A 21,028-nucleotide genomic window follows, 5' to 3' on the forward strand; every position below is an offset into this window, starting at 1 on the left:
TTCAGGCAACTGGTCTGCGGCAGAAGATTTCTCCCTGCGGTCGAAATGACAATAAATAGTTTATTATTGCGTGGGGTAGTTTGGCAATTGGATGCTCTATATGGGCGGTCATACTTCCGTGCGATTGCTTTGCACCTCGCCATAACAATATTAATGTTCTTCTAATCTTTCATTCTTATAATAGGCGAATGTCATCAAACAACCTCATCATATCAACTCCATCTAAAAACATCAAAGCCACTATACAACTCACAGGCTCTAAAAGTGAATGTAACCGTGCATTGGTTATTGAGGCGTTGAGCAAGGGCACCGTTAAGGTAGAAAACATATCAGATGCTGCAGATACGGTTACATTAGCTGCAATTCTTTCAGGTAAAGCTTTGATTGGGACTAATGAAATGCCTGTGGTAAATGTGGGCCCGGCAGGTACGGCTATGCGGTTTTTAACGGCTTATTTTGCTTTGCAGCCCGGTGAGATATTGCTTACCGGTTCTGAACGGATGAAACAGCGGCCGATTGGTATTTTGGTAGATGCACTCCGCAGTCTGGGTGCCAAAATCAATTATACAGAAAATGAGGGGTACCCACCATTGCAAATTAAGGGCAGTCTTGAGCAAATCACAGACAGTATTAGTATTAAAGGTGATGTTAGCAGTCAATATATTACCGCGTTGCTGCTAATTGCCTCGCAGTTACCAAACGGCTTGCACCTGCATATTGAAGGGGAGCTTACTTCGCGCCCATATGTGGAAATGACCCTAAGTATGTTACAGCAGGCCGGCATTCAGCACCAATGGAATGAAAATACCATTAGCATTGCCAACCAAACCTTCCGGGAAGGCAGTATTTGGGTAGAGCCGGACTGGAGCGCGGCCTCCTACTGGTATGCCGTAGCGGCGCTGGCTAACGAGGCGGAACTTTTTCTGCCTGGCCTTACTGCGTACAGTTTACAGGGCGACAGTGTGCTTACGGAACTGATGGCTAATTTTGGCATTACTTCACAATTCAAAGATGGTGGTGTTTACTTGAAAAAGGAGCCGAAACCTATACTTAGAAAAATCTTCGACTTAAAAGCCTGCCCCGATTTAGCACAAACCGTGATTGTGGTATGTGCAGCTTTGGGGCACGAAGCAACCTTTACCGGCCTGGAAACACTGAAGATTAAAGAAACCGACCGTATAAAGGCACTGCAAAATGAGCTTGCACAAATGGGCGTAAGTCTGATTGAAAAGGGACAGATTTACAAACTGGATTGCAGCAAACGGTTTATGCCGGAGCGCATTAAGGTTAAAACCTATGAGGACCACCGCATGGCCATGGCATTTGCGCCGCTGGCTTTAGTAATACCACAGGTGGAAATTGAGGATGCAAAAGTAGTAGAAAAATCATACCCGGATTTTTGGAATGACTTTGAAAAAGCCGGATTTGATATAGACTAATCTCAATAGTAATTGGCTTATGGCATAAGTTTACATACTTAACCGTTTGTGCAAGTGTTTATTGTATAGCATATCAGGCTAAAGTTTAACGCCATACTAAATGTTGATTTTTGCAATGGCATTAATGAGTTACTTGTTTTTACGCTGTGTATCCTGGCAATGCTTGTTAGTTACAGGGCTTTAACCGCTCAACTAATTTATGGTTTTCCTTTGAAGTTGATGGCGACCTTGTCACAAAATTGCTGCTTAGGCATATCATACCCGGTAGCTTTTTATGATATAAACCGGAACAGGATGCGGCCGGCAAGTTCATGAGTAATTTAAGTGCAACAAATAATAAAATGAATCTGTAGTACTAACCGGAAACGTATTTTTGTGAAGCTGGCATAGCTAAACTTATGTAAAGCCAGGCAATACTGCCCAGCTGATTTTGATTCAAGCGTTCCCATTATGGTAGTTCATATTAAAAACATGGTATGCCGCCGTTGCCTGATGGACGTTGAGGCATTACTTAATGAAACCGGTTATACGGTCGAAAAACTAACATTAGGGGAAGCTGAGATAAAAGAAGTATTAAGTTTGAATGAAATGGAGCAGCTAAATCAAAAGCTCCGGCATTTGGGTTTTGAGTTGGTAGACAGCCACAAAGGCACTCTGGTAAATCAAATCAAAGCGCTCATTATTGATATAGTACACCATCGGCCGGAACCCATAAGTATTAACCTTTCCGACTACCTGACCGCACATCTTCCTTATGAATACAACTACCTGAGCAACCTGTTTTCGGAGCTGGAGAGCAATACGATTGAAAAATATTACATCAGCCAGAAAATTGAAAAGGCGAAAGAGTTGCTAACTTACGATGCACTTACCTTAAGCCAGATTGCTTACCAGTTAGGCTATAGCAGCGTTGCACATCTATCAAACCAATTTAAAAAAATTACCGGGTTTACACCCGGTCATTTTAAGGCTGTTAAACAGAACAAACGGCGAAATATTGAGGAACTGTAAATGATGTAATAAACGCCCTGAATGATATAAAGTTAACAGTAACAAGTTGTGCATCTTTGTATATTCTAATTCAAAGACATGACACATACTTATAATATTTCCGGCATGACCTGCACCGGTTGCCAGTTTAAAGTACAGCACCTGCTTAGCCAGGTACCGGGTGTACAGCAAGCTGAAGTAAATCTGGAAAAAGGACGGGCTACCATTAGCATGGATTACCATATTACCACTCCCGAATTACAGCAAACTTTAAAGGATTACCCGAAATACCAGCTAACCGATGCCCCTACCCCTGCATTAAGCAGCGCCTATGAAGAAGCAGATACCCGTACATGGTTACAAATTTACAGGCCTATTTTATTAATATTTGCTTACTTGCTTACCATTTCACTTATTGCAGGCAACAGTATTTCAGGCTTTTCTTCCATGCTAACCATGCGGGTATTTATGGCCGGATTTTTTCTGGTATTCTCCTTTTTTAAATTATTGAACCTGGAAGGTTTTGCCGACACCTACCAGATGTATGATGTGGTAGCACGTAAATACCGGGGCTGGGGTTATATCTACGTTTTCCTGGAGCTTGGTTTAGGATTGGCTTATGCTGTTAACTTTAGTCCGTTGATTACCAATGCCGTTGCATTTATTGTAATGCTGATCAGTATTATTGGCGTACTGCAAACGGTGCTGAATAAACGGGCCATCAAATGCGCCTGCCTGGGTGCAGTGTTTAACTTGCCCATGAGCACCGTTACTATCATTGAAGATGGGTTGATGATTGCCATGAGCGGTATTATGCTTGCCCAACTGCTATAAATAGTTGTTACAGCTTTACAGTCTTATTTAATAACCAGTAATCAGCTATTACCAGTGCAGCCATTGCCTCTACAATAGGCACAGCGCGCGGCACCACGCAAGGGTCGTGCCGGCCCTTGCCTTGTATCTCTGCTGCCTCGCCCTCAGCATCTATGGTTTGCTGATTGGCCATGATGGTAGCTACCGGTTTGAACGCTACTGTAAACTCGATTGGCATACCGTTACTTATACCGCCCTGTATACCGCCTGAGTAATTGGTACGTGTTTGTATGGCACCGTCTGCACCTCTCACAAAAATATCGTTATGCTCAGAGCCGCGCATCCGGCTGCCGCTAAAGCCCGAGCCGTATTCGAAGCCATGCACAGCATTGATGCTTAGCATAGCCTTGCCTAATTCGGCATGAAGTTTATCAAACACAGGTTCGCCTAAACCCACCGGGCAGCCGGTGATATAACAGCTCACCTTACCACCTATGGTATCTCCCTGTTTACGTATGCCATCAATACAGGCAATCATTTCTTCGGCGGTAGCCGGATCAGCGCAGCGAATAATATTGGCTTCTCTTAACGCAGTAAACGCTTCTGCATCATGATAATCCACATTTGGTGCATCAATCCTGCCTACACTGCTTACATGGGCCAGCACCTCAATACCTGTTTGCTTCAACAGCAGTTTTGCAATAGCACCCGCGGCTACTCTTGCCGCAGTTTCGCGGGCCGAAGATCGCCCGCCTCCCCTATGGTCGCGTACGCCATACTTGGTTTGGTAGGTATAATCAGCATGTGAAGGGCGGAAAATATCCTGGTTATGGCTGTAATCCTTTGAACGCTGGTCTTCATTAGGAATTAGCATGGCAATCGGTGTTCCGGTAGTTTTGTTTTCAAACATTCCGGACAGGATTTGCACCTTATCGCTCTCCTTGCGCTGAGTGGTAATTTTGGATTGCCCCGGTTTGCGCTTGTCCAGCTCGGCCTGTATAAAGGCTACATCAACTGGCAAACCAGCCGGAGAGCCATCAACAATTACCCCAATCGCAGGCCCGTGAGATTCGCCAAAAGTGGTAATACGGAAGAGATTGCCAAAAGAATTACCGGCCATAATGTGTTTTAGATTATAAGTACTTTAACAACCTGTCATTGCAGGTACGAAGCAATCTTGTAGCTATGCCTATCCACTCTGTGTACGACGGGATTGCTTCGTACCTCGCAATGACAAGGTTACCAATATAAGAATTTACGCTATCCACTGTACTTTTTCTTCTAATGGTGTTTTACGTTTGCCTTGAGGCTGCTCGTCGGCATAGCCTAAGTAGAACAAGCCCATTACCTGATCTTCCTCAGCTAAGCCCAGGTACTCCTTCATAGCAGGTTTCAGCGTTTGGCCGCCGGTGCCCCAATAAGCGCCAATACCTGCTGCAGTTGCGCCCAGCAGAAAGTTTTCAATGGCGCATGCAGTGGCTGCAATTTCTTCAAACTGCGGTATGTTAGGGTTACTGCCGCGCTTCATATAGGCCACAACAATATGCGAGGCGTTATCACCCATCTTCGTCAGATTTTCATGAACGGCTGGCTTGAAGTTCTCTTCAGCAGTATTTTGTTGATACAGTTCGGCATGTTTGCGGCAAAACTCGGCGGGTTGCTCATATACAATAAAACGCCATGGCTCTGTTAATCCATGGGTAGGTGCCCAATCGGCCAGGCCGATCAAAGCTTCGATATCTTCTCTGGCTATCTTACGGCCGTTCATGGTAGCCGGCTTTATAGTGCGGCGCGACTTAATAATGTCAGCAACGGTATTAAATTGTTCGTTCATAAAAAAGCGCCTGTTGTGGCAGGCGCTAAATTAGTTATTTATACCAATAGGTGTGTACCGTTTTGTATAGCTTTAGCACCGTTACGGTTAATACAATGCAGGATATTTACCCGGATTGGCTTCATGCATCATGGTATATACCGTTTCTATCACATCATCAACTGAGGGTTTGCAAAAGTAATCGCCATCTGAACCATAAGGCGGCCGGTGTTCGCGGGCACAAAGCGTGTGCGGCTCTGCATCCAGATAATAATAACCCTTTTGCTGCTCTAATACCTTCTGCAAAATATAAGCAGAACTGCCGCCCTGTATATCTTCATCAATAATCAGCAGCTTATTGGTTTTCTTAAGCGAAGAAACACAAAGCTCATCCCTGTCAAACGGGTACAGGGTTTGCGGGTCTATTACTTCAGCATCAATACCCATAACCTGCAGTTCCTGCACGGCCTCCATTACAATGCGTAGCGTTGAACCATAGGAGATGATCGTGATGTCGTTTCCCTCCTGTATGATTTCGGCCTTACCTAAGGGTATAGTAAAGTCGGCAACATTGGTTGGCAGTTTTTCCTTTAGCCGGTAACCGTTCAGGCATTCAATCATTATGGCGGGTTCATCGCCTTTTAATAAGGTATTATATAATCCGGCAGCCTGTGTCATATCCCTCGGCACACAAATATGCAATCCGCGCAGGGTATTTAATATTACGCCCAGTGGCGAGCCCGAATGCCATATCCCCTCCAGCCGGTGGCCACGGGTACGGATAATAAGCGGCGCTTTTTGCCCGCCACGTGTACGGTAACTCAGCGAAGCCAGATCATCACTTAATACAGTGATTGCATATAGCAAATAATCCAGATACTGTATCTCGGCAATGGGTTTTAAGCCACGCATGGCCAGGCCCATGCCCTGCCCGATAATGGTAGCTTCGCGTATACCGGTATCCGTAACCCGCTGAATGCCGTATTTGGCCTGCAGGCCGGCAAAGCCCTGATTTACATCACCGATAGCCCCCACGTCCTCACCAAAGGCAACCAAACGCGGATCGCGCCCGAAATGTATATCAAAGCAAACATTCAACAATTCCCGGCCATCCATCATACGACTGTCTTCGTTGTATTCCGGGGCTACAGCCTTTGTGTTTAAAGGTGATTCGGGGGTATCAGTAAAAAGTTTTGAGTTAAAACGTTCGTCGTTGTCAACTGCCTGCTGCTGTAACCACTGCACAAGCGGCCTGCGTTGCGCCTGTTTATCTGATACGGTTAGGCGCAATGCCTTACGGGCAGCGGCAATCACCTCTTTTCTGCCCGGATCTAAATATTGTTCTAACTGTGCAGCAATCTCTTGTAGTTCAGCAACCGGCGTAGCTGTTACAGCCAGGCCATTAATTATTTTTACAGCCTGCCGGACCTCTGTTTGTATTTCGCCTGCCAAGTCTTCCCACGCCTCACGCTGTGCATCCCGTACAGTTCTTTTTGCGGCCGCTTCCAGTTCGTCAATTTCTTCTGCGGTAGCCATTGCCGAATTTATTATCCATTGGCGCATTTGCAACAGGCAGTCGTGCTCCGCTTCCCAGCTCAGGCGATCCTTAGATTTGTAACGCTCATGCGAACCGGAAGTAGAGTGCCCTTGCGGCTGTGTCATTTCCGTTACATGGATTAGTACAGGCACATGCCCGGTACGGCATAAATCAATGGCGCGGGCGTAGGTTTCGCACAAAGCAACGTAATCCCATCCCCGTACTTTAAAAATTTCATAGCCATTACTCCCCGGCTCCCGCTGGAAACCCTTTAACACTTCAGAAATATCTTCTTTCGTAGTTTGCAAACTGGCCGGCACTGATATGGCATAGGCATCGTCCCAAACGGATATTGCTATAGGCACCTGCAGCACGCCTGCAGCATTAAAGGTTTCAAAAAATAAGCCTTCGGAAGTTGAACCATTGCCGATGGTACCAAACGCCACTTCGTTACCATTTACTGAAAATTGCTTTAGCTCTGTCAAATCCGGGTTTTCTCGGTATAACTTTGAAGCATATGCCAAGCCCAAAAGGCGGGGCATGTGGCCGCCGGTGGTAGAAATATCAGCCGAGCAGTTCATCTGCTCGGCCTGGTTTACCCAGCTACCATCGGGATTGGCATACCGGGTGGCGTAATGGCAATTCATCTGCCGCCCCGCCGAAGCGGGATCTTTTTCAAGATCGGGGTTGGCATATAACTGCGCAAAAAACTCCTTCAGGTTGCTCATGCCGGTGGCAAACATAAAAGTTTGATCGCGGTAGTACCCTGCGCGCCAGTCGCCCGGTTTAAACGCTTTGGCCATAGCCAGCTGGGCCACTTCCTTACCATCGCCAAAAATACCGAACTTAGCCTTACCGGTCAGCACCTCGCGGCGGCCCAGTAAACTGGCCTGCCGGCTTTCATAGCCAACCCGGTAATCATCAATTACTATCTTTTTGAAATCATCAAAACTCAACTCGGCAGCATTTGCTCCGCCGGTTGCCTGTGTTGCGGTTTCAGGCATATATAATTTTGTTTTTGCGGTAAATGTAAAAAATTCTGTTCTGTATTTGCTGGTACAAACGTGAAGTTAAATTTGTTAAATTGATTTTAGAATTACATTCTATAAATTACATTTGTGTTATAAAATAAAAACATGAAAAAACTTTTGATATTGTGCATGGTGGTTTTGGGCTTTGCATTTAAGGCGTCAGCACAGGATGACAATAAAGCAGAATTTAAATTCAGCGAAGAAAAGCACGATTTTGGAAAAGTGCCTGTTGGTAAACCGGTAACTACCATATTTGAATTTACCAACGTTGGGCAAGAACCTTTGATACTTACCGAAGTAAGACCTACCTGCGGATGCACCATAGCGGATTACACCAAGACCCCTGTTAAAAAGGGTGAAAAGGGTACCATTAAGATTACTTTTAATGCCGCCGTGGTTCAGGTTTTTAATAAAACCATTGTAGTTACCTCAAATGCCAAAACATCTACCAAGTACCTGAATATCATTGGCGAGGTAGTAGCGGCCAATACACGATAAGCAGCAACACGTTTCAACAAAATATTTAAAGGGAGATGCCAACAGCATCTCCCTTTATTATTAACAGAATTTTTTACTTTTGCTTACATGCCAGATATCTCACTGAAAGGCCGGCACATGCCGGCTTCGCCCATCAGAAAACTTACGCCATTTGCCGAAAAAGCCAAAAGTGAAGGCAAAAAGGTTTATCACCTTAATATAGGGCAGCCGGATATTGAAACGCCGGAAGGTATGCTGAATGCCGTAAAGAACATCCAGTTTAAAGTTTGGGCATATACCGCATCGGAGGGTACACTCTCCTACCGCAAAAAGCTCATACAATATTATAATAAACTTAATTACCAGCTTGCGCCCGAGAACATTATAGTAACCACAGGCGGCTCCGAAGCCATCACCATTGCCATGATGACCTGCCTCAACCCCGGAGATGAAGTGATTATACCGGAACCATTTTATGCCAACTACAACGGTTTCGCCTGCCAGAGCGATATTGTGGTAAAGCCTATATTGTCTTATATGGAAAATAGTTTTGCCTTACCCTCAATCAGTGAGTTTGAAAGGCTGATTACTGAAAAAACTAGGGCCATTATTATTTGCAACCCGAATAATCCAACCGGCTATCTGTATTCGCGGGAGGAGATGGAGGCGTTGAAGCAGTTGGTGCTGAAATATGATTTGTACCTGTTTTCGGACGAAGCCTACCGTGAGTTTTGTTATGACGGGCGCGAGTTTATTTCACCTATGCATTTAACAGGCCTGGAAGAAAATGTAATAGTGATGGACACCGTAAGTAAGCGTTACAGCGCCTGCGGGGCACGCCTGGGCTGCCTGATTACCAAGAACAAACAAGTATTGACCGCTGCTTTAAAATTTGCGCAAGCCCGCCTTAGCCCCGGTATGCTGGAGCAGATTGCCGGCGAAGCTGCGGTTGATACACCCGACAGTTACTTTGATGCCGTAAGTATTGAATACACCCATCGGCGTGATGTACTGGTAAACGCCCTGAACAAAATGGAAGGGGTGTTTTGCCCTAACCCCGGTGGTGCGTTTTATGTAGTAGCCCGCCTGCCGATTGACAATTCTGATAAATTTTGCCAGTGGATGCTGGAAGAGTTTATTCATGAGAATGAAACGGTAATGATGGCGCCTGCCACCGGCTTTTACAGCACTGCCGGTGCAGGGATAAATGAAGTACGGATGGCCTATGTACTAAATAGCCATGACCTGAATAAGGCGATGATTTGCCTGGACAAAGCATTACAGGTGTATCCGGGCCGGTTAACCGGCACCGAGGCGCTGCATACAACATTACCTGTATAAATGAGCAACAGGCAGAAAATTCTGGCTTAAAGTTTGTACCTTTGAACCATGCTTATCCCCGCAGGTTTTGCTGGATTTGCTCAAAAAGATGGGGTCGACCGGAATTGACAGGATGGAGATAAGTAAGTAAGCATGCAGCGCGTTGGGTGAATTAGCGCTATAATCAGAACGCTCAAAATTTCAAATGGCGAAAACAACTACGCCTTAGCTGCCTAATTTAGAATTAGCATAGCTTTTGTCCCGCCGGTGTTCCGTTTTGTTGAACCGGTATATGGGGCATCGAAAAACAAAACTGGTTTGCTTAAGGTGTGATAAGCGAACGAGATAAAGCACCTACGGAAGATGGTACAGGTGAGTAACTGACCTTCCCCTTCCCGACAATTTAACAGCACTAAGCATGTAGAAAGCTTACCTTATACCATGTTTGGACGAGGGTTCGAATCCCTCCGGCTCCACAAATCCAACTCCTAAATAGCTATAAATAAGCTATTTAGGAGTTTTTTAATAAGTTGTGGTGCTGATTGTGGGGCTGATTTCCATTTGTTTAATTATTCAGATTATCACTTATCTAATCGGTTTAATAAATTCACTAATGTCGCCAGCTGATTCGGCTTTTTTTTACCCAAATCCGACTTGTTAGGTATGTAAGCAACATCAGCGTATTCTCCAGTATATACTTCAACTCATTAAATAAAATGTTCATAGTTTGCGAAATGGATCACATTAAACATGTTCAAAGCTGTTCTTCAAGTATTGGACCTGTGGCGGGATCAGGTCTATTAAGCTGAACGGACGGAAAAGCCTATTATCCGCTAACCGATTGAACGTAATTTATTGCTGCCATAGTTTGCAGCTGACTTTTAAAAACCCCGGAACACCATCAATCTTTTGAGCCAATCACATCAAAATCGTAGTACTGGCGCAAACAAAGTTCAAGCGTAACCCTTACAGCGGAATCAGGTGGTTAATATCAGCGGATTCTCCAGTTAGCATACACCGTAAAATTGTTCGGATTTTGTCGTAATTAAGTTAATCTTTTACACGAACACAGTTTATCAACCATAGCATGGCTTTCTTTTCAAATTGTATTGTATATCATTTATTAAATATAGAAATTAAGCGACTTATTAGCTTATTCAAACCATGCCGGAACCGACCAACAACTTTACAGATTACAAAATTGGGATTGTAAAAAAATTAGTTGAAGATAGAGGGTTCGGATTTATAAGCGCTACTAAAAAGGACACCTTCGGCGATTTGTTCTTTCATTACAAAAACCTGAGGTCTAATGAAATCAAAGAGAAAGACATTGTCGTTTTCCTAAAAATTCAATCAAAAAAACACACCGGTCAGGAAGAGGCTATCAAGGTCGCGAAACTGAATGACATTATAGATTTCATTAGACTCGTACAGCTTTTCCTTGTTTACAATTATACGGATATTTTAAACCAGCTTAATACGGTTTCTAGAGAAGACTTAGCTGCTGTGAACTTTCGAGGGTTCTTTGACCATTTGTTGTCTACCAGCTTTATTAACAAGACTTCCTCGGAAGACGCCCTGATAATTAAACGTTTTATCAAAGCCATTAAGAGTTGCCCAGCGCTAGACGAAGACGTACTAAAATCCACGTTGAGGACAATTGTAACAACTAATCATGATTTAGTTGAACAACTGATTTTTGATATATACATAGACCTCGCTGGTGATGAGGTTTTAGCTGAAACAAACATTGATGTTATTCAAGCCTTTCAAAAGCTTTCAGATAAGGAAAAAGTTACGATCTTTCCCAAGCTTTCTGTGAGGGACCGCATAAAAGTACGAGCGCTGAAAGATATTGATAATGAAACAAGCTTTTTAAAGCTAATTGATATTCTGAAGGCCGACGAGAATGGATTATTGCCGAATTTCCAAGAGATTGAAGGTGATTTAAATATTTCTCAAGTATGCATTCCTTTATTATGGCTAAACAGCCTTTCGACTGAATTTCCACGTCTGCAAATGGACTCATACTTGCGCAGTCATTATTCAATTACGACCCGCGACAATTTGCTGGCAAAAATGACAATTGATGAACAGATTAGCATATGGCCATATCCGCTTATCGATACAGAAGACACGTATGCTGAATTTGGGATTTTTATTAGCCAAGCAAAAAGTAAACATAGTGCTTTTAAAGCTTACGAAATTTCCGGTGTAAAATTTGCACCTGAGTTTTATTTCAAAGCTTTCGCTGATGGTTTAATTAATCCTAGCAATGCAAATCTGCAATTAATTACAACTCAAATTAAGCTGGCTACAACTTTCGATATTTATAAAGCCATGCGTGCTGCTGGCTTTGAAATTGCGTTAATCATATTCAAAGAACAACTGGAGGATAGACAATTTGAGTCTCTCAAAGTAATTTTATCTAACAGTGATTTCAAAAAAGACCAAGACTCTCTCAAACTGTACAAACTGCTTAAGCTGAAACCAGCAACTGCTTTCCATTTATGGGAAGCGGGTCTAATTCTTTTACCACCGACTTCGGTGTTAGCAACTTACTACCTTGCTACTGAAGACGAACAAATTGCCAGTCGGATTTTAAATAGTGCCAAAACCGACTTTAAGAAATTCTTTGACGCAGCAGTTGAGATTCATGGCATGATTGCTCACAGTAAAAATCCGCAATATCCATTAAGAGTCTTAAATGGTTTAAAACGGCATCTACCTGATTATTACTTGGAGAAGCGGCCAGAACTATGGCTAACATGTAATAAGTGGACAAGAATATACCTTTGGCTTTACGATCATGCCAGCGAATTTAACTTCAATGAATTAAAATTTTACTTTATTCTACTAACAACATCCCAGCAGAAACTATTTGTAAAAAAAGTTTTTTGGGAAATGAAGCACAATTATTCTTCTATCGAAATCGATCAAATTATAGCGCTAAAAGAGCTGGCAATAGATCCAGATTTGGCACGAAAGGCCGGCGGACAAGCTCAGATACTTGATTTTTCAGTTTATGTCATTCTGCAGGCTATCGAGGATATTAAAAATGGAAATATCACCAAGCCAGAGACGATGTTTGATATCATCGCCGGGCAAATTCGGACACCTACCGAGCTATTAGTTCTAGAAGGTTTTTTTGACCGATGCCAGGGCCGCAAAGTTATTGATCGTGATAATCTATCAGCTGAAACAAATTTGTATGGAATAAAGGCCGACCGGGGATCTATTCCTAATGATGTCATTTACTGCGAAGGGAGAAAAGCAATCAACAAGATAACGCAGGAGGCTTCGCTGTGTGAACGCACCGGGGCTGAATTCTGGTGGTGCCATAACAATAAATGTTACAGTCCATGCCGATATTTGCATAATGATTGGCGCGAATATACGTTGCTTGACTTTCTGGATATTGCTAATATCTATTTTAAACATAGTGATTATGAAGTTCTCCTTGGGTATATAAATAAGGTTAACAAGTTCCTCAAGCATATGAAATGTGCTTCTTGTCAGCACATTTTAAAACCTGCAACCTCAGACACAACACGAAATTACGGGTTTTATCGCGTTAGCTTTTTTACATGCAAAAATGAAAATTGTGAAGAATTGGAAAAACAGGTTTATCTAACACATTGTATTAATGGGCATTGCACCTGTGTCATCGATTCTAGAGAAGTTGTAAAATGTAAACACAAGGAATTCCCTAGTAGTAATCAAGGCTGGTATATATGTAAAGACTGCCTTGCTTGTTGCAATACGGACAAAATCAATAGACGAAGCTATATTTTAAATAAAACCGGTCAATCTTATCATGGCCCTATGATTGGCCATCGCGATCAACAAAAGATATGCTGTCCGCAATGTGGCAATGAGTTCGATGAAGTAAAAGGTGATGCTGAAAATTATCAACGCATCCTGAACTGGTTTCTTAAAAACAGGTTTAGCTCATCCTATGTTCTAAACAGCGGCCAGCGCAAAGATCAAAAATATTGGTTTATAGTGCAGGCGCCAGCTTATGATGCTGAACGACTTAAAATCTTCAAAACGAAGCTGTACAAGTACATCGCAGCAGGATTTGACGTACCTGATATCAGGGAAAATAAAGAAAGTTACCTTGTTGCGGAAAGAAGAGATAGGCACTCTTCAAATGGTCCCCGCCTGTTAGAATGCACTACATGCGATTACCAATTAGATTTAACTACTGAATATGAGAGGTTTCAAGTAATGGCCAAGTACCATACTCACTTAACAGGGCTCACTTTCAAACACCAGTAATTTGAAAGCTGTACGTCAAAGATTACTATTTAATTATGCACTTTGAATTAAGCTGCTCTATACTCAACAACGTACTTAATTTTTTTATTAAAAACTCGGTACTTAAGAGCTTATTTTCAGCAATAACATTTAGAAATATTAACCCGCCGGTGAGATCACCCCCTGCTGCAAATATTGCGTGTTTGCTCCAATGTGACTCATTGTGATAAGATCCGTCAACTACATATCCATCCTTTTCTATACAAGGATATAGCAAATAGGCACTATCACCTTCATAATAAAGCTTATAGCTAAATAATTGCCGCAGGTCATGATCATCCGGCTTATTTTTCGACGGTCGTTTCCATTTGGTATCTATTATAATCCGTTTGCCGGTGTCCTTACATTCAATCAGGATATCAGGAATTAGCTTCTTTGATCCGCTATCTCCATACCAATATCTCAAGCGTTTCTGGGCGGTGACGTTCCAGTTAAAAGCCTTTTCCATGGCTTTAAACCGGCGGAAAATAAATTCCTCCCACAAATCATTCATATTGAACATCAGCGCCAGCACCGATAGCCTTCCTCCCCTTAAATCGGGATGGTAGTTCAGCAAAATCATCCGGGCAATCAAAAGCGCTTCCTGGTAAGCCAGTGTTTTGCGATTTACCGGTATGGTGTTAAAAATGCCTTCACTAATATTGAGATGCTTTCCTTTGGGCCACTGTAGTAACAGCACATTGATCCGGTCTATCAAATGAGTTTGCTCAGAAAGTTTGTTTACAACTTCCAACGCCTGCAATAAAATTTGATGGATGTAATGATTTTGATCATACAGGGTGTGGCTGGTATAGAAGCGCTCCGCCCGTATCAAATTTTGCTGGATGTGCTGGCTGAAAACCAATCGTCCTTTAAGTGCTGATTGATTGCCTTCCTCCGTTCTATACCTTTTGATCAAGCCCTGATGAATAAGCGCTTCCAGCTCTGCTATGTACTTTTCAAAATACAGCTTCAGAACCGAGTTCGATTTAAGCTTCAAGTTCGCATAACCCGTGGACCTGGGCTTCAAAATGCGGCATTCTTTCAGCATGTCCAAAAGGAGATCGTGCCACTTCCTGGAGTCGTTATCTTCCCTGTCAATTTTGGGCAGTACCTCTATCGTTAATTCATTGATTTGAATAACGCCAACATGCTCTTTAAAACGAATACCCTGATCAATCAAATCATACTAAAGCCCTTTTGAAAGCGTATGATATTTCCTGAGTGCAGAGATCTGACTTTCTGTAAACTTCATCTCCTTACCACTGTAGGCAAGATGATAAGTGTGACGAAAGTTCACCCGGTCATATTCAAAAAACTGCAGTACATTATATTTCATCATACTACTTTCATCTCTTTCAAAGCGGAAAGGAAGTTACTTTCATTATCAAAAGCCTGGTGGTTAATGGCATATACAGCTTTCTCTTCAAAGGCGTCTTCTTCCTCAACTGCAAATTTCACTTGTGCTGCAGAGGTTTGAATAATAAAGCCTTTGCCTAAAACCAGTTGAATCTTATAGTAATCGCCAAAGAAATATTCCTGTAACAGCGGAATAATGTTGTCTTTAAAGACATTCATTAAATCACTTACGCCGTAAACATGAATGAAGTAAGCATGTCCTATCTGGTGATCCCGGTCTTTTAGTACCTCTATACGAGCATTTATAGTTTCCAGAAGGCGTTGTAAATTTACGCCGTTAAAAGTATAGCCGTCAAAATATGACACCTGTTCAGGCGATGGACCTTCTTTCTCCATTTGGTCCCAAATTTTTTGCCTGTCTGTCCATAGCTCCTGACTAGCACCTAACAAGCTTAGAAGATTTTTTTCCCGACTAACATACTGCGCGTCTTCCCACGATGCACTTTTATAATCCCAAAGTAGTTTCCAGTATGAATGAGCCGGAGAAAGCAATGAAGGATTAGGCTGCATTTCTTCAAAACTAAACCTTCTTCTGAGTGCCGTATCCAAGGCTTCTACGCTACGGTCTGCCGTGTTCATTGTTCCTATGATATAAAGGTTAACCGGCACGCCAAACCGCTCTTTGCTGTAAGGCAAGGTAACTTCTAAAGCTTCTTGTTCGCCTAAGCGTTTATCCTTTTCAACCAGGGTGATGAGCTCACCAAATACTTTAGATACGTTACCTCTGTTGATTTCATCAATAATGAGCACGAAGCGCTTAATAGATGCCGTTTTATTCGCCTTGACGATCTGATTGTCAAACTTCACCAGAGCTTCGTTGAGATGATCTACATCTACTTCTACAGTGCTGGACGCGGACGCTTCGCTTACTTTATGGTTTAAATAATTGAGCACACACCAATAAGCCGTTGAGTTCAGACCGCCAACAACCCGCCTGAACTCTTTGTCAATGTTCTTGACCTGGCTTAAATCTGAATAGGCCTCAAAAAGCTTTTGCGTTCGCGGATAGGATACCGTATACTCTTCTGCATTCTCCCCGCGAGGCCTGATAACTAAATTTCCCTGCTGAGTTATTTTGATGACGTCTAAAGGCTTACTGCTCAATGACAGCAACTCTAAGGGTTTAGCATTATCTAAACTTGCTTGAACGTCTTTCACTAAGCTGTTCCAGGCCTCATCATATAATTGCAGCCGGTCTACTGAGTTATTACCTTTTTTCTTTTTGCTGATTTCTTCTTTATAAAACTCTGTTACCGCTCGCCGGGATAACCGCTTCAAAATACCGTCTTCAATCCTATACTTGATGGATTCACTTTCATCGCTGTCGACATTCGGCTTAATGCCTTCAATGAAGTCTTCATAGCTCATGCTTTGATGAAAGGTGGTAAACATGATCTGGCCATCCAAGGCTCTTTTTTCAAATTCATCTTTGATGGACTTGCGATCAAAGGCTGAAGTATCAACACCAACAATCTCTAAGGACTTATTCATGGTATGGTAGGTTTTACCTGTACCTGGAGGACCAAACAAAATTTGATTCAATGGCGGATTGGACATAGTGATTTGGCTTTCTGATGTTGGTTCTGGTTGTTTGGTAGCTTCATTGCTAAAAATAGCGTTTATATGATCCGGGTTGGTGACAGGATGAGCGGTACCCCAATACCCGCCTGAAAAATGCACAATGAATGGACTAAGTCCTTCTTCCCAGTTTACTTTGATGATATGGCCATCCTCTTCGTTTTCAATTACCTCGCCCCTTGCTTTAATAGTCATCACCGACTTAGTTTTTTGCAAGGTATGGACAGCCTTGATAGCAATTTTACTACCCGGCTTAATTGATTTGACTAGGGCTATGTTCTCACCATCATGGCCGTTCTCCCAAATGCCTTGTTTCAAAAAACGCGGCAGCTGATCGATGGGCTTATTTTTTTCATCTTTCCAAACAGATCCTACCACATAATAGCTGATGGGTTCAGGCTCCGTTAAGTCTAAAGACTGGTATAAGATATCTTGGGCCAGCACCTTAAAATCTTCGTCTTTGAAGGGCACGTTTTGTAGGTATTGGGCGTGCAGCTGCTTGAGCGCCTCATCTTCATCAATATAATCGGCAATGAACTGATCCACTAAATCCAAATAGTGAATGTACCGTTCACCGGCCTTAGCCTTTTTGATACCTAGTAACTTACAGTATTTAGAGTAAAAAGAAGCTTTATAAAAGGTATAACTTAAAGGGTTATGAAAAGTTAAATAAGTGGCGATCGTCCTTTCATCCTGGTGATGATTCAGGTCGTTCACTGTGGCATAAAGCCGGGAAAGCTCTCCCTGGAACATTTCAACTCGCTCTTTGAGATCACTTTCCTCGTCGAATAAAATCTTAAAAGCAGCGCGTACCTCTTCAGGAAATCTGCTTGCTAAATCCCTTATGACACCTATGGCATTGAAATATAATAGATTAGAGAAATTGATTTGCCGGAGCATTGCCGAAAAATCTGTAGCATCAATGTCCCATTTTTGTTGAAAGTCTCCAATTAAGGTGAATTTATAAGTTTCGTCGCCGTTATTGTTTTTCTTAATGCGCTCTTTGTATATTCTAACCAGGTTTGCTACCGGGTCTGCGGTTTGCTTTTTTTCAACAACCTCAAAACCTAATCGCTTGATGTATTTATTCGTGGTTTCGCCACCAAATGGCTTCCAGAAGTCCTCTCCGGTAGCTTCGAGATGCGCCAATCGCATGAGGTGCTTAGGGGGATAAGCTTTCCCGCCAATAATTGCATCGTATTTCGTAGATGGTTTGACAGCCGCCTGGTCATTATCGATAATTTGGGCAGCTTTTAAAATATGGTCTTTTGTGATTTTATTAGGTTGAAAAGGCATGTATAAGTATTTCTTTACGCAAGTTCGAAAGTTAGCAATTTAGGATAATTTGATTGATAGAATATCAAGTAAATGGCCTGATATAGAAAAATCTATTTTTCCGTTGATTTACTTTCCACACATCGTAGTATAAGGGCAGTATTTACAGTTTTCATCGAGCCCGGTTTGCACAAACGGCACCTCCTCGTTGAACATCTCCTCCAGCTTTGTGGTTAACAGCTCACCAAACCCTTGTTTACATTCCTGCAGACTCTCCGCCTGGAGTAGCGTTTTGGCTTTGCTTTTATCTTTAAACAGGGTGCCTTCCTGGTGCATGTTCCGCACGACATACAAATTGGGTTCTACGGCTGCCTTATTTCTTACCTGCTCGTAGATATGCGTATAGAACAAGGTTTGCACCATGGCCTTATTGGTGTTTTTGCTATCCGGCATAAACAGGTCGTCAATACAGGTGTAGCTGAGTTCATCACTGCCTGTTTTATAATCCACGATGCGCGTGACGCCTTGCCGCTGGTCTACACGATCAATGATACCATACAGGCTAACCGTTTTCTTTTTGCCGTTTACCGATACCGGATAGGGCGTGATATAATCCTTTTTATTTTCCAGCTCAATCAAATAAAAGGGCACCACTTTCTCGTCATGATCCAGAATCGCCTCGACGTAACGCTCAATGATCTTCAGGATCACCTGCTGCATGCCTTTAAGTGGCAATTGCTCCGCCTCAGGCGTGTTGTACATCACCTCGGCAAATGCCCGTTTGCAAAGAGCCGGCACATTTGCCCTATGTTCTGCAATACGCTCTTTGGTAATCTCCAGGTTCTTTGCTTTGAGTTCCTGATAGAATAGCTCCATCACCATATGCAGGATAGATCCTACGTTACTGGCCTCCAGATTCTCGGCCAGCTGTTCCGGTTCTTTGATGCCAGCCACATAGCTGTAAAAAAACTGCATCGGGCAATTCAAATACGTAGTTAATGCGGTAGCCGATAACTTCTTGGCATAAGGCCCCTCACCGTCCAGGTAGGCGTTTAGCTTTCTGGCCACATCGCCCTGCTTGGTTATGGTAAAACGCATGCGCTGTTCTAAAGCCATATCCTGCACATGATCGAAGTAGTGAAAAGGGTATCCGCTTTCGAATTCCAGCTGCCGGATAAAGCGGCTCTGCTCTCCCGGATTGGTTTCATCGGGCTGTGCGTTATAGACCAGACTCACCGTTTTGGAACGCTGCAGTAAGCGGTAGAACATATAAGCCGAGATGGCATCCTGGTTCTCCGGTACTGGCAGGCCATACACCCTGCGGATACTATCCGGAATAAAGCTTTGACTACTGCTGCTTTTTGGCAACACGCCTTCACTGGTGCCCAGTATGTATACGTGCTCAAAATCCAGTGCCCGGCTTTCCAAAAGGCCCATTACCTGCAGGCCTTGTAAAGGCTCTCCCAATAGTGGAACGGAAATACCCTGCAACGCCTTGCGGATCAGCGCCAGGGTAAAGGACGGCGAAAGATCTGCGGCATAAGTAGTCAGTGCATCGGATAACCGGTTCAGTTCCTTCAATAAACTTGTGAGCAGGTCACTGTCCGTTTGCTTCAAGCGGCCGGTGGCGGCCTCCTGATAAAGAATGGTTTCAAATATCTGATATAAAGTACCGATACCATCCAGCCCGCTACCAATCGGCGCAAAAAACAGCTTCGCTAGTTCTCCCGGCTGCTGTAATACCGCTTGTGGCACTTCGATGAGCTGACCATCCAGTATTTGTTTTTGCATAGCTGCACGATCCTCTTCGTTGATGGCGGTCAACGGGTGCGACAGAAATCCTTCCACCTCCCGGTAATAAACGGTCTCTTTACCTTTCACAACCAGCTGCTCCTGCACCGTAAGCCAGATATCAGCCAAGCCATAAATGCCCGAGGATAACAGCGAATACCCCATCGTCACATTAACCGGTAACGGCTCACCACTTCCGTCAGGAAATACAGAAGGAATAGTTTGCAGTACCGGGAAGAGCAATTGCTCGTCAGCAAGGATGACGGCTACCTTACCGGTATGATCGGCCTGTTTCAAAAGCGGATAATGCTGCGAGAGGGAAGCCTGTAGGATTTTCGCCTGCGCTGTTCTGCCTTGGGTTTGATTAACGTTGATCGTCTTCTGGTTTTGCTTCAGGTGCGGCCGGTCTACGCCCAGTGCGTTTACTAGTCCGGTTCGCTGGATGTTGTTTCTTAAAAACAGGCCAGCCTCCTGCATCGGGTCCTGCATATAGTAGGCATCCGTATCAAAGTAGAACAAAGCCAGGCCTTTTTCCTGCCAGCGTTTAAAGCAGACGGCTTCGGCTTTACTCAGCGCATTGAAGCCCACAAACACCAGCTTTTTGAAGTTTGCTGCAAAGCCGGGCTTGCCCTCCTCTTCTTCAGCCAGTTTCCGATAGATCTGCCCGCGCGTGGTAAAGCCATTATCCGCTAAGGTATTATGAAAACCTTCATAAAGTTTGGGCATTCGCCGCCACATACGGATAAACTGTTCCTGTTGGGCTTGTTGCTTGCCCGCAGAGAAGGACTTCCAGAACTGCTCTAAAAACGCCTGCTGTTCTTCTGTCAGATGCTGAAACTGCTGCTGGATGATCGCGGTGTCCTCCAGTTCGGTGAACAGCTCTGTAGCGGGTGCCAGCTCGGTATCGATCTGGGCAAAATCGTTTAAAATGGTTTGAGACGTACCGTAAAATGCATCCGGCCGGATTAGGCTACCGCCTTCCTGCGCCAGCAGTTCGTTGTACTGATGGAACAGCGTAAAAAACTGCGTATACTGATCGGCTACCTGCTTATCCGAAGATAACGCGAAAAACTCCTGTATGGTAAAAAATGACGGGCTCCAAAAAGGCTTACCGACGACTTTAGCCAAGTGTTCCTGCATATAAGCCACGGGCCGTTTATTGTTAAAGATGATGGCTGTATCTTTCAGGTCTTCTCCCAGCCTTGCATACAGGTCCTCGGCAACTTCTTGTAAAAATGACTTCATC

At 43.6% G+C, this 21,028-nt stretch carries 13 protein-coding genes and 1 other RNA gene; 7 read left to right on the forward strand and 7 right to left on the reverse strand.

What is annotated here, in order from left to right; all coding sequences use genetic code 11:
* The first annotated feature begins 188 nt into the window (after window positions 1-188).
* The 3 genes from aroA to ACY652_RS17630 all read left to right on the forward strand — a co-directional run bounded on the left by aroA (window position 189) and on the right by ACY652_RS17630 (window position 3,263).
* The gene (aroA, locus tag ACY652_RS17620) at window positions 189-1,439 is read left to right on the forward strand and encodes a 3-phosphoshikimate 1-carboxyvinyltransferase (protein ID WP_462265697.1); all 1,251 of its coding nucleotides are present in this window, start codon (window positions 189-191) and stop codon (window positions 1,437-1,439) included.
* A gap of 450 nt (window positions 1,440-1,889) precedes the next feature.
* Window positions 1,890-2,450 carry a helix-turn-helix domain-containing protein gene (locus ACY652_RS17625; protein WP_462265698.1) on the forward strand — a complete coding sequence of 187 codons (561 nt, stop codon included), beginning with the start codon at window positions 1,890-1,892 and terminating at the stop codon, window positions 2,448-2,450.
* A gap of 78 nt (window positions 2,451-2,528) precedes the next feature.
* Entirely contained in the window at window positions 2,529-3,263 is a 735-nt protein-coding gene (locus tag ACY652_RS17630; protein ID WP_462265699.1) for a heavy-metal-associated domain-containing protein, read from the forward strand.
* Window positions 3,264-3,270: 7 nt separating this feature from the next.
* Here ACY652_RS17630 and aroC read toward each other — a convergent pair whose 3' ends face one another.
* The 3 genes from aroC to ACY652_RS17645 all read right to left on the reverse strand — a co-directional run bounded on the left by aroC (window position 3,271) and on the right by ACY652_RS17645 (window position 7,596).
* Window positions 3,271-4,362: a chorismate synthase gene (aroC, locus tag ACY652_RS17635; protein WP_462265700.1), complete on the reverse strand. Its 1,092-nt coding sequence runs from the start codon at window positions 4,360-4,362 to the stop codon at window positions 3,271-3,273.
* A gap of 135 nt (window positions 4,363-4,497) precedes the next feature.
* Window positions 4,498-5,076 carry a nitroreductase family protein gene (locus ACY652_RS17640; RefSeq protein WP_462265701.1) on the reverse strand — a complete coding sequence of 193 codons (579 nt, stop codon included), beginning with the start codon at window positions 5,074-5,076 and terminating at the stop codon, window positions 4,498-4,500.
* Window positions 5,077-5,163: 87 nt separating this feature from the next.
* The gene (locus ACY652_RS17645; protein ID WP_462265702.1) at window positions 5,164-7,596 is read right to left on the reverse strand and encodes an alpha-ketoacid dehydrogenase subunit alpha/beta; all 2,433 of its coding nucleotides are present in this window, start codon (window positions 7,594-7,596) and stop codon (window positions 5,164-5,166) included.
* A gap of 132 nt (window positions 7,597-7,728) precedes the next feature.
* Between ACY652_RS17645 and ACY652_RS17650 the strand changes: the two genes are divergently transcribed.
* The 4 genes from ACY652_RS17650 to ACY652_RS17665 all read left to right on the forward strand — a co-directional run bounded on the left by ACY652_RS17650 (window position 7,729) and on the right by ACY652_RS17665 (window position 13,701).
* A complete protein-coding gene (locus tag ACY652_RS17650; protein ID WP_462265703.1) occupies window positions 7,729-8,121 on the forward strand; it encodes a DUF1573 domain-containing protein in 393 nt (130 codons plus the stop codon).
* An 87-nt stretch (window positions 8,122-8,208) separates the two neighbouring features.
* Entirely contained in the window at window positions 8,209-9,441 is a 1,233-nt protein-coding gene (locus ACY652_RS17655) for a pyridoxal phosphate-dependent aminotransferase (RefSeq protein ID WP_462265704.1), read from the forward strand.
* Between the two features lie 90 nt (window positions 9,442-9,531).
* Window positions 9,532-9,899: a transfer-messenger RNA gene (gene ssrA / locus ACY652_RS17660) on the forward strand.
* A 685-nt stretch (window positions 9,900-10,584) separates the two neighbouring features.
* On the forward strand, window positions 10,585-13,701 hold the full coding sequence (locus ACY652_RS17665; RefSeq protein ID WP_462265705.1) for a cold shock domain-containing protein: 3,117 nt from the start codon (window positions 10,585-10,587) through the stop codon (window positions 13,699-13,701).
* A 25-nt stretch (window positions 13,702-13,726) separates the two neighbouring features.
* On the opposite strand, the gene ACY652_RS17670 is transcribed toward ACY652_RS17665, so the two are convergent.
* From ACY652_RS17670 to ACY652_RS17685, 4 genes are all read right to left on the reverse strand, one after another.
* Entirely contained in the window at window positions 13,727-14,902 is a 1,176-nt protein-coding gene (locus ACY652_RS17670) for an McrC family protein (RefSeq protein ID WP_462265706.1), read from the reverse strand.
* Window positions 14,903-14,908: 6 nt separating this feature from the next.
* Window positions 14,909-15,061 (reverse strand): hypothetical protein, encoded by a 153-nt coding sequence (locus tag ACY652_RS17675; RefSeq protein ID WP_462265707.1) that lies wholly within the window; start codon window positions 15,059-15,061, stop codon window positions 14,909-14,911.
* Window positions 15,058-18,012, reverse strand: a complete 2,955-nt coding sequence (locus ACY652_RS17680; protein WP_462265708.1) for an McrB family protein — start codon at window positions 18,010-18,012, stop codon at window positions 15,058-15,060. The genes ACY652_RS17675 and ACY652_RS17680 overlap by 4 nt, the downstream gene beginning before the upstream one ends.
* Before the next feature lie 108 nt (window positions 18,013-18,120).
* Window positions 18,121-21,027 carry a PD-(D/E)XK nuclease family protein gene (locus tag ACY652_RS17685; protein ID WP_462265709.1) on the reverse strand — a complete coding sequence of 969 codons (2,907 nt, stop codon included), beginning with the start codon at window positions 21,025-21,027 and terminating at the stop codon, window positions 18,121-18,123.
* Window position 21,028: the final 1 nt, after the last annotated feature.

The sequence above is a fragment of the Mucilaginibacter sp. genome, assembly GCF_965200995.1.
Classification (GTDB): domain Bacteria; phylum Bacteroidota; class Bacteroidia; order Sphingobacteriales; family Sphingobacteriaceae; genus Mucilaginibacter.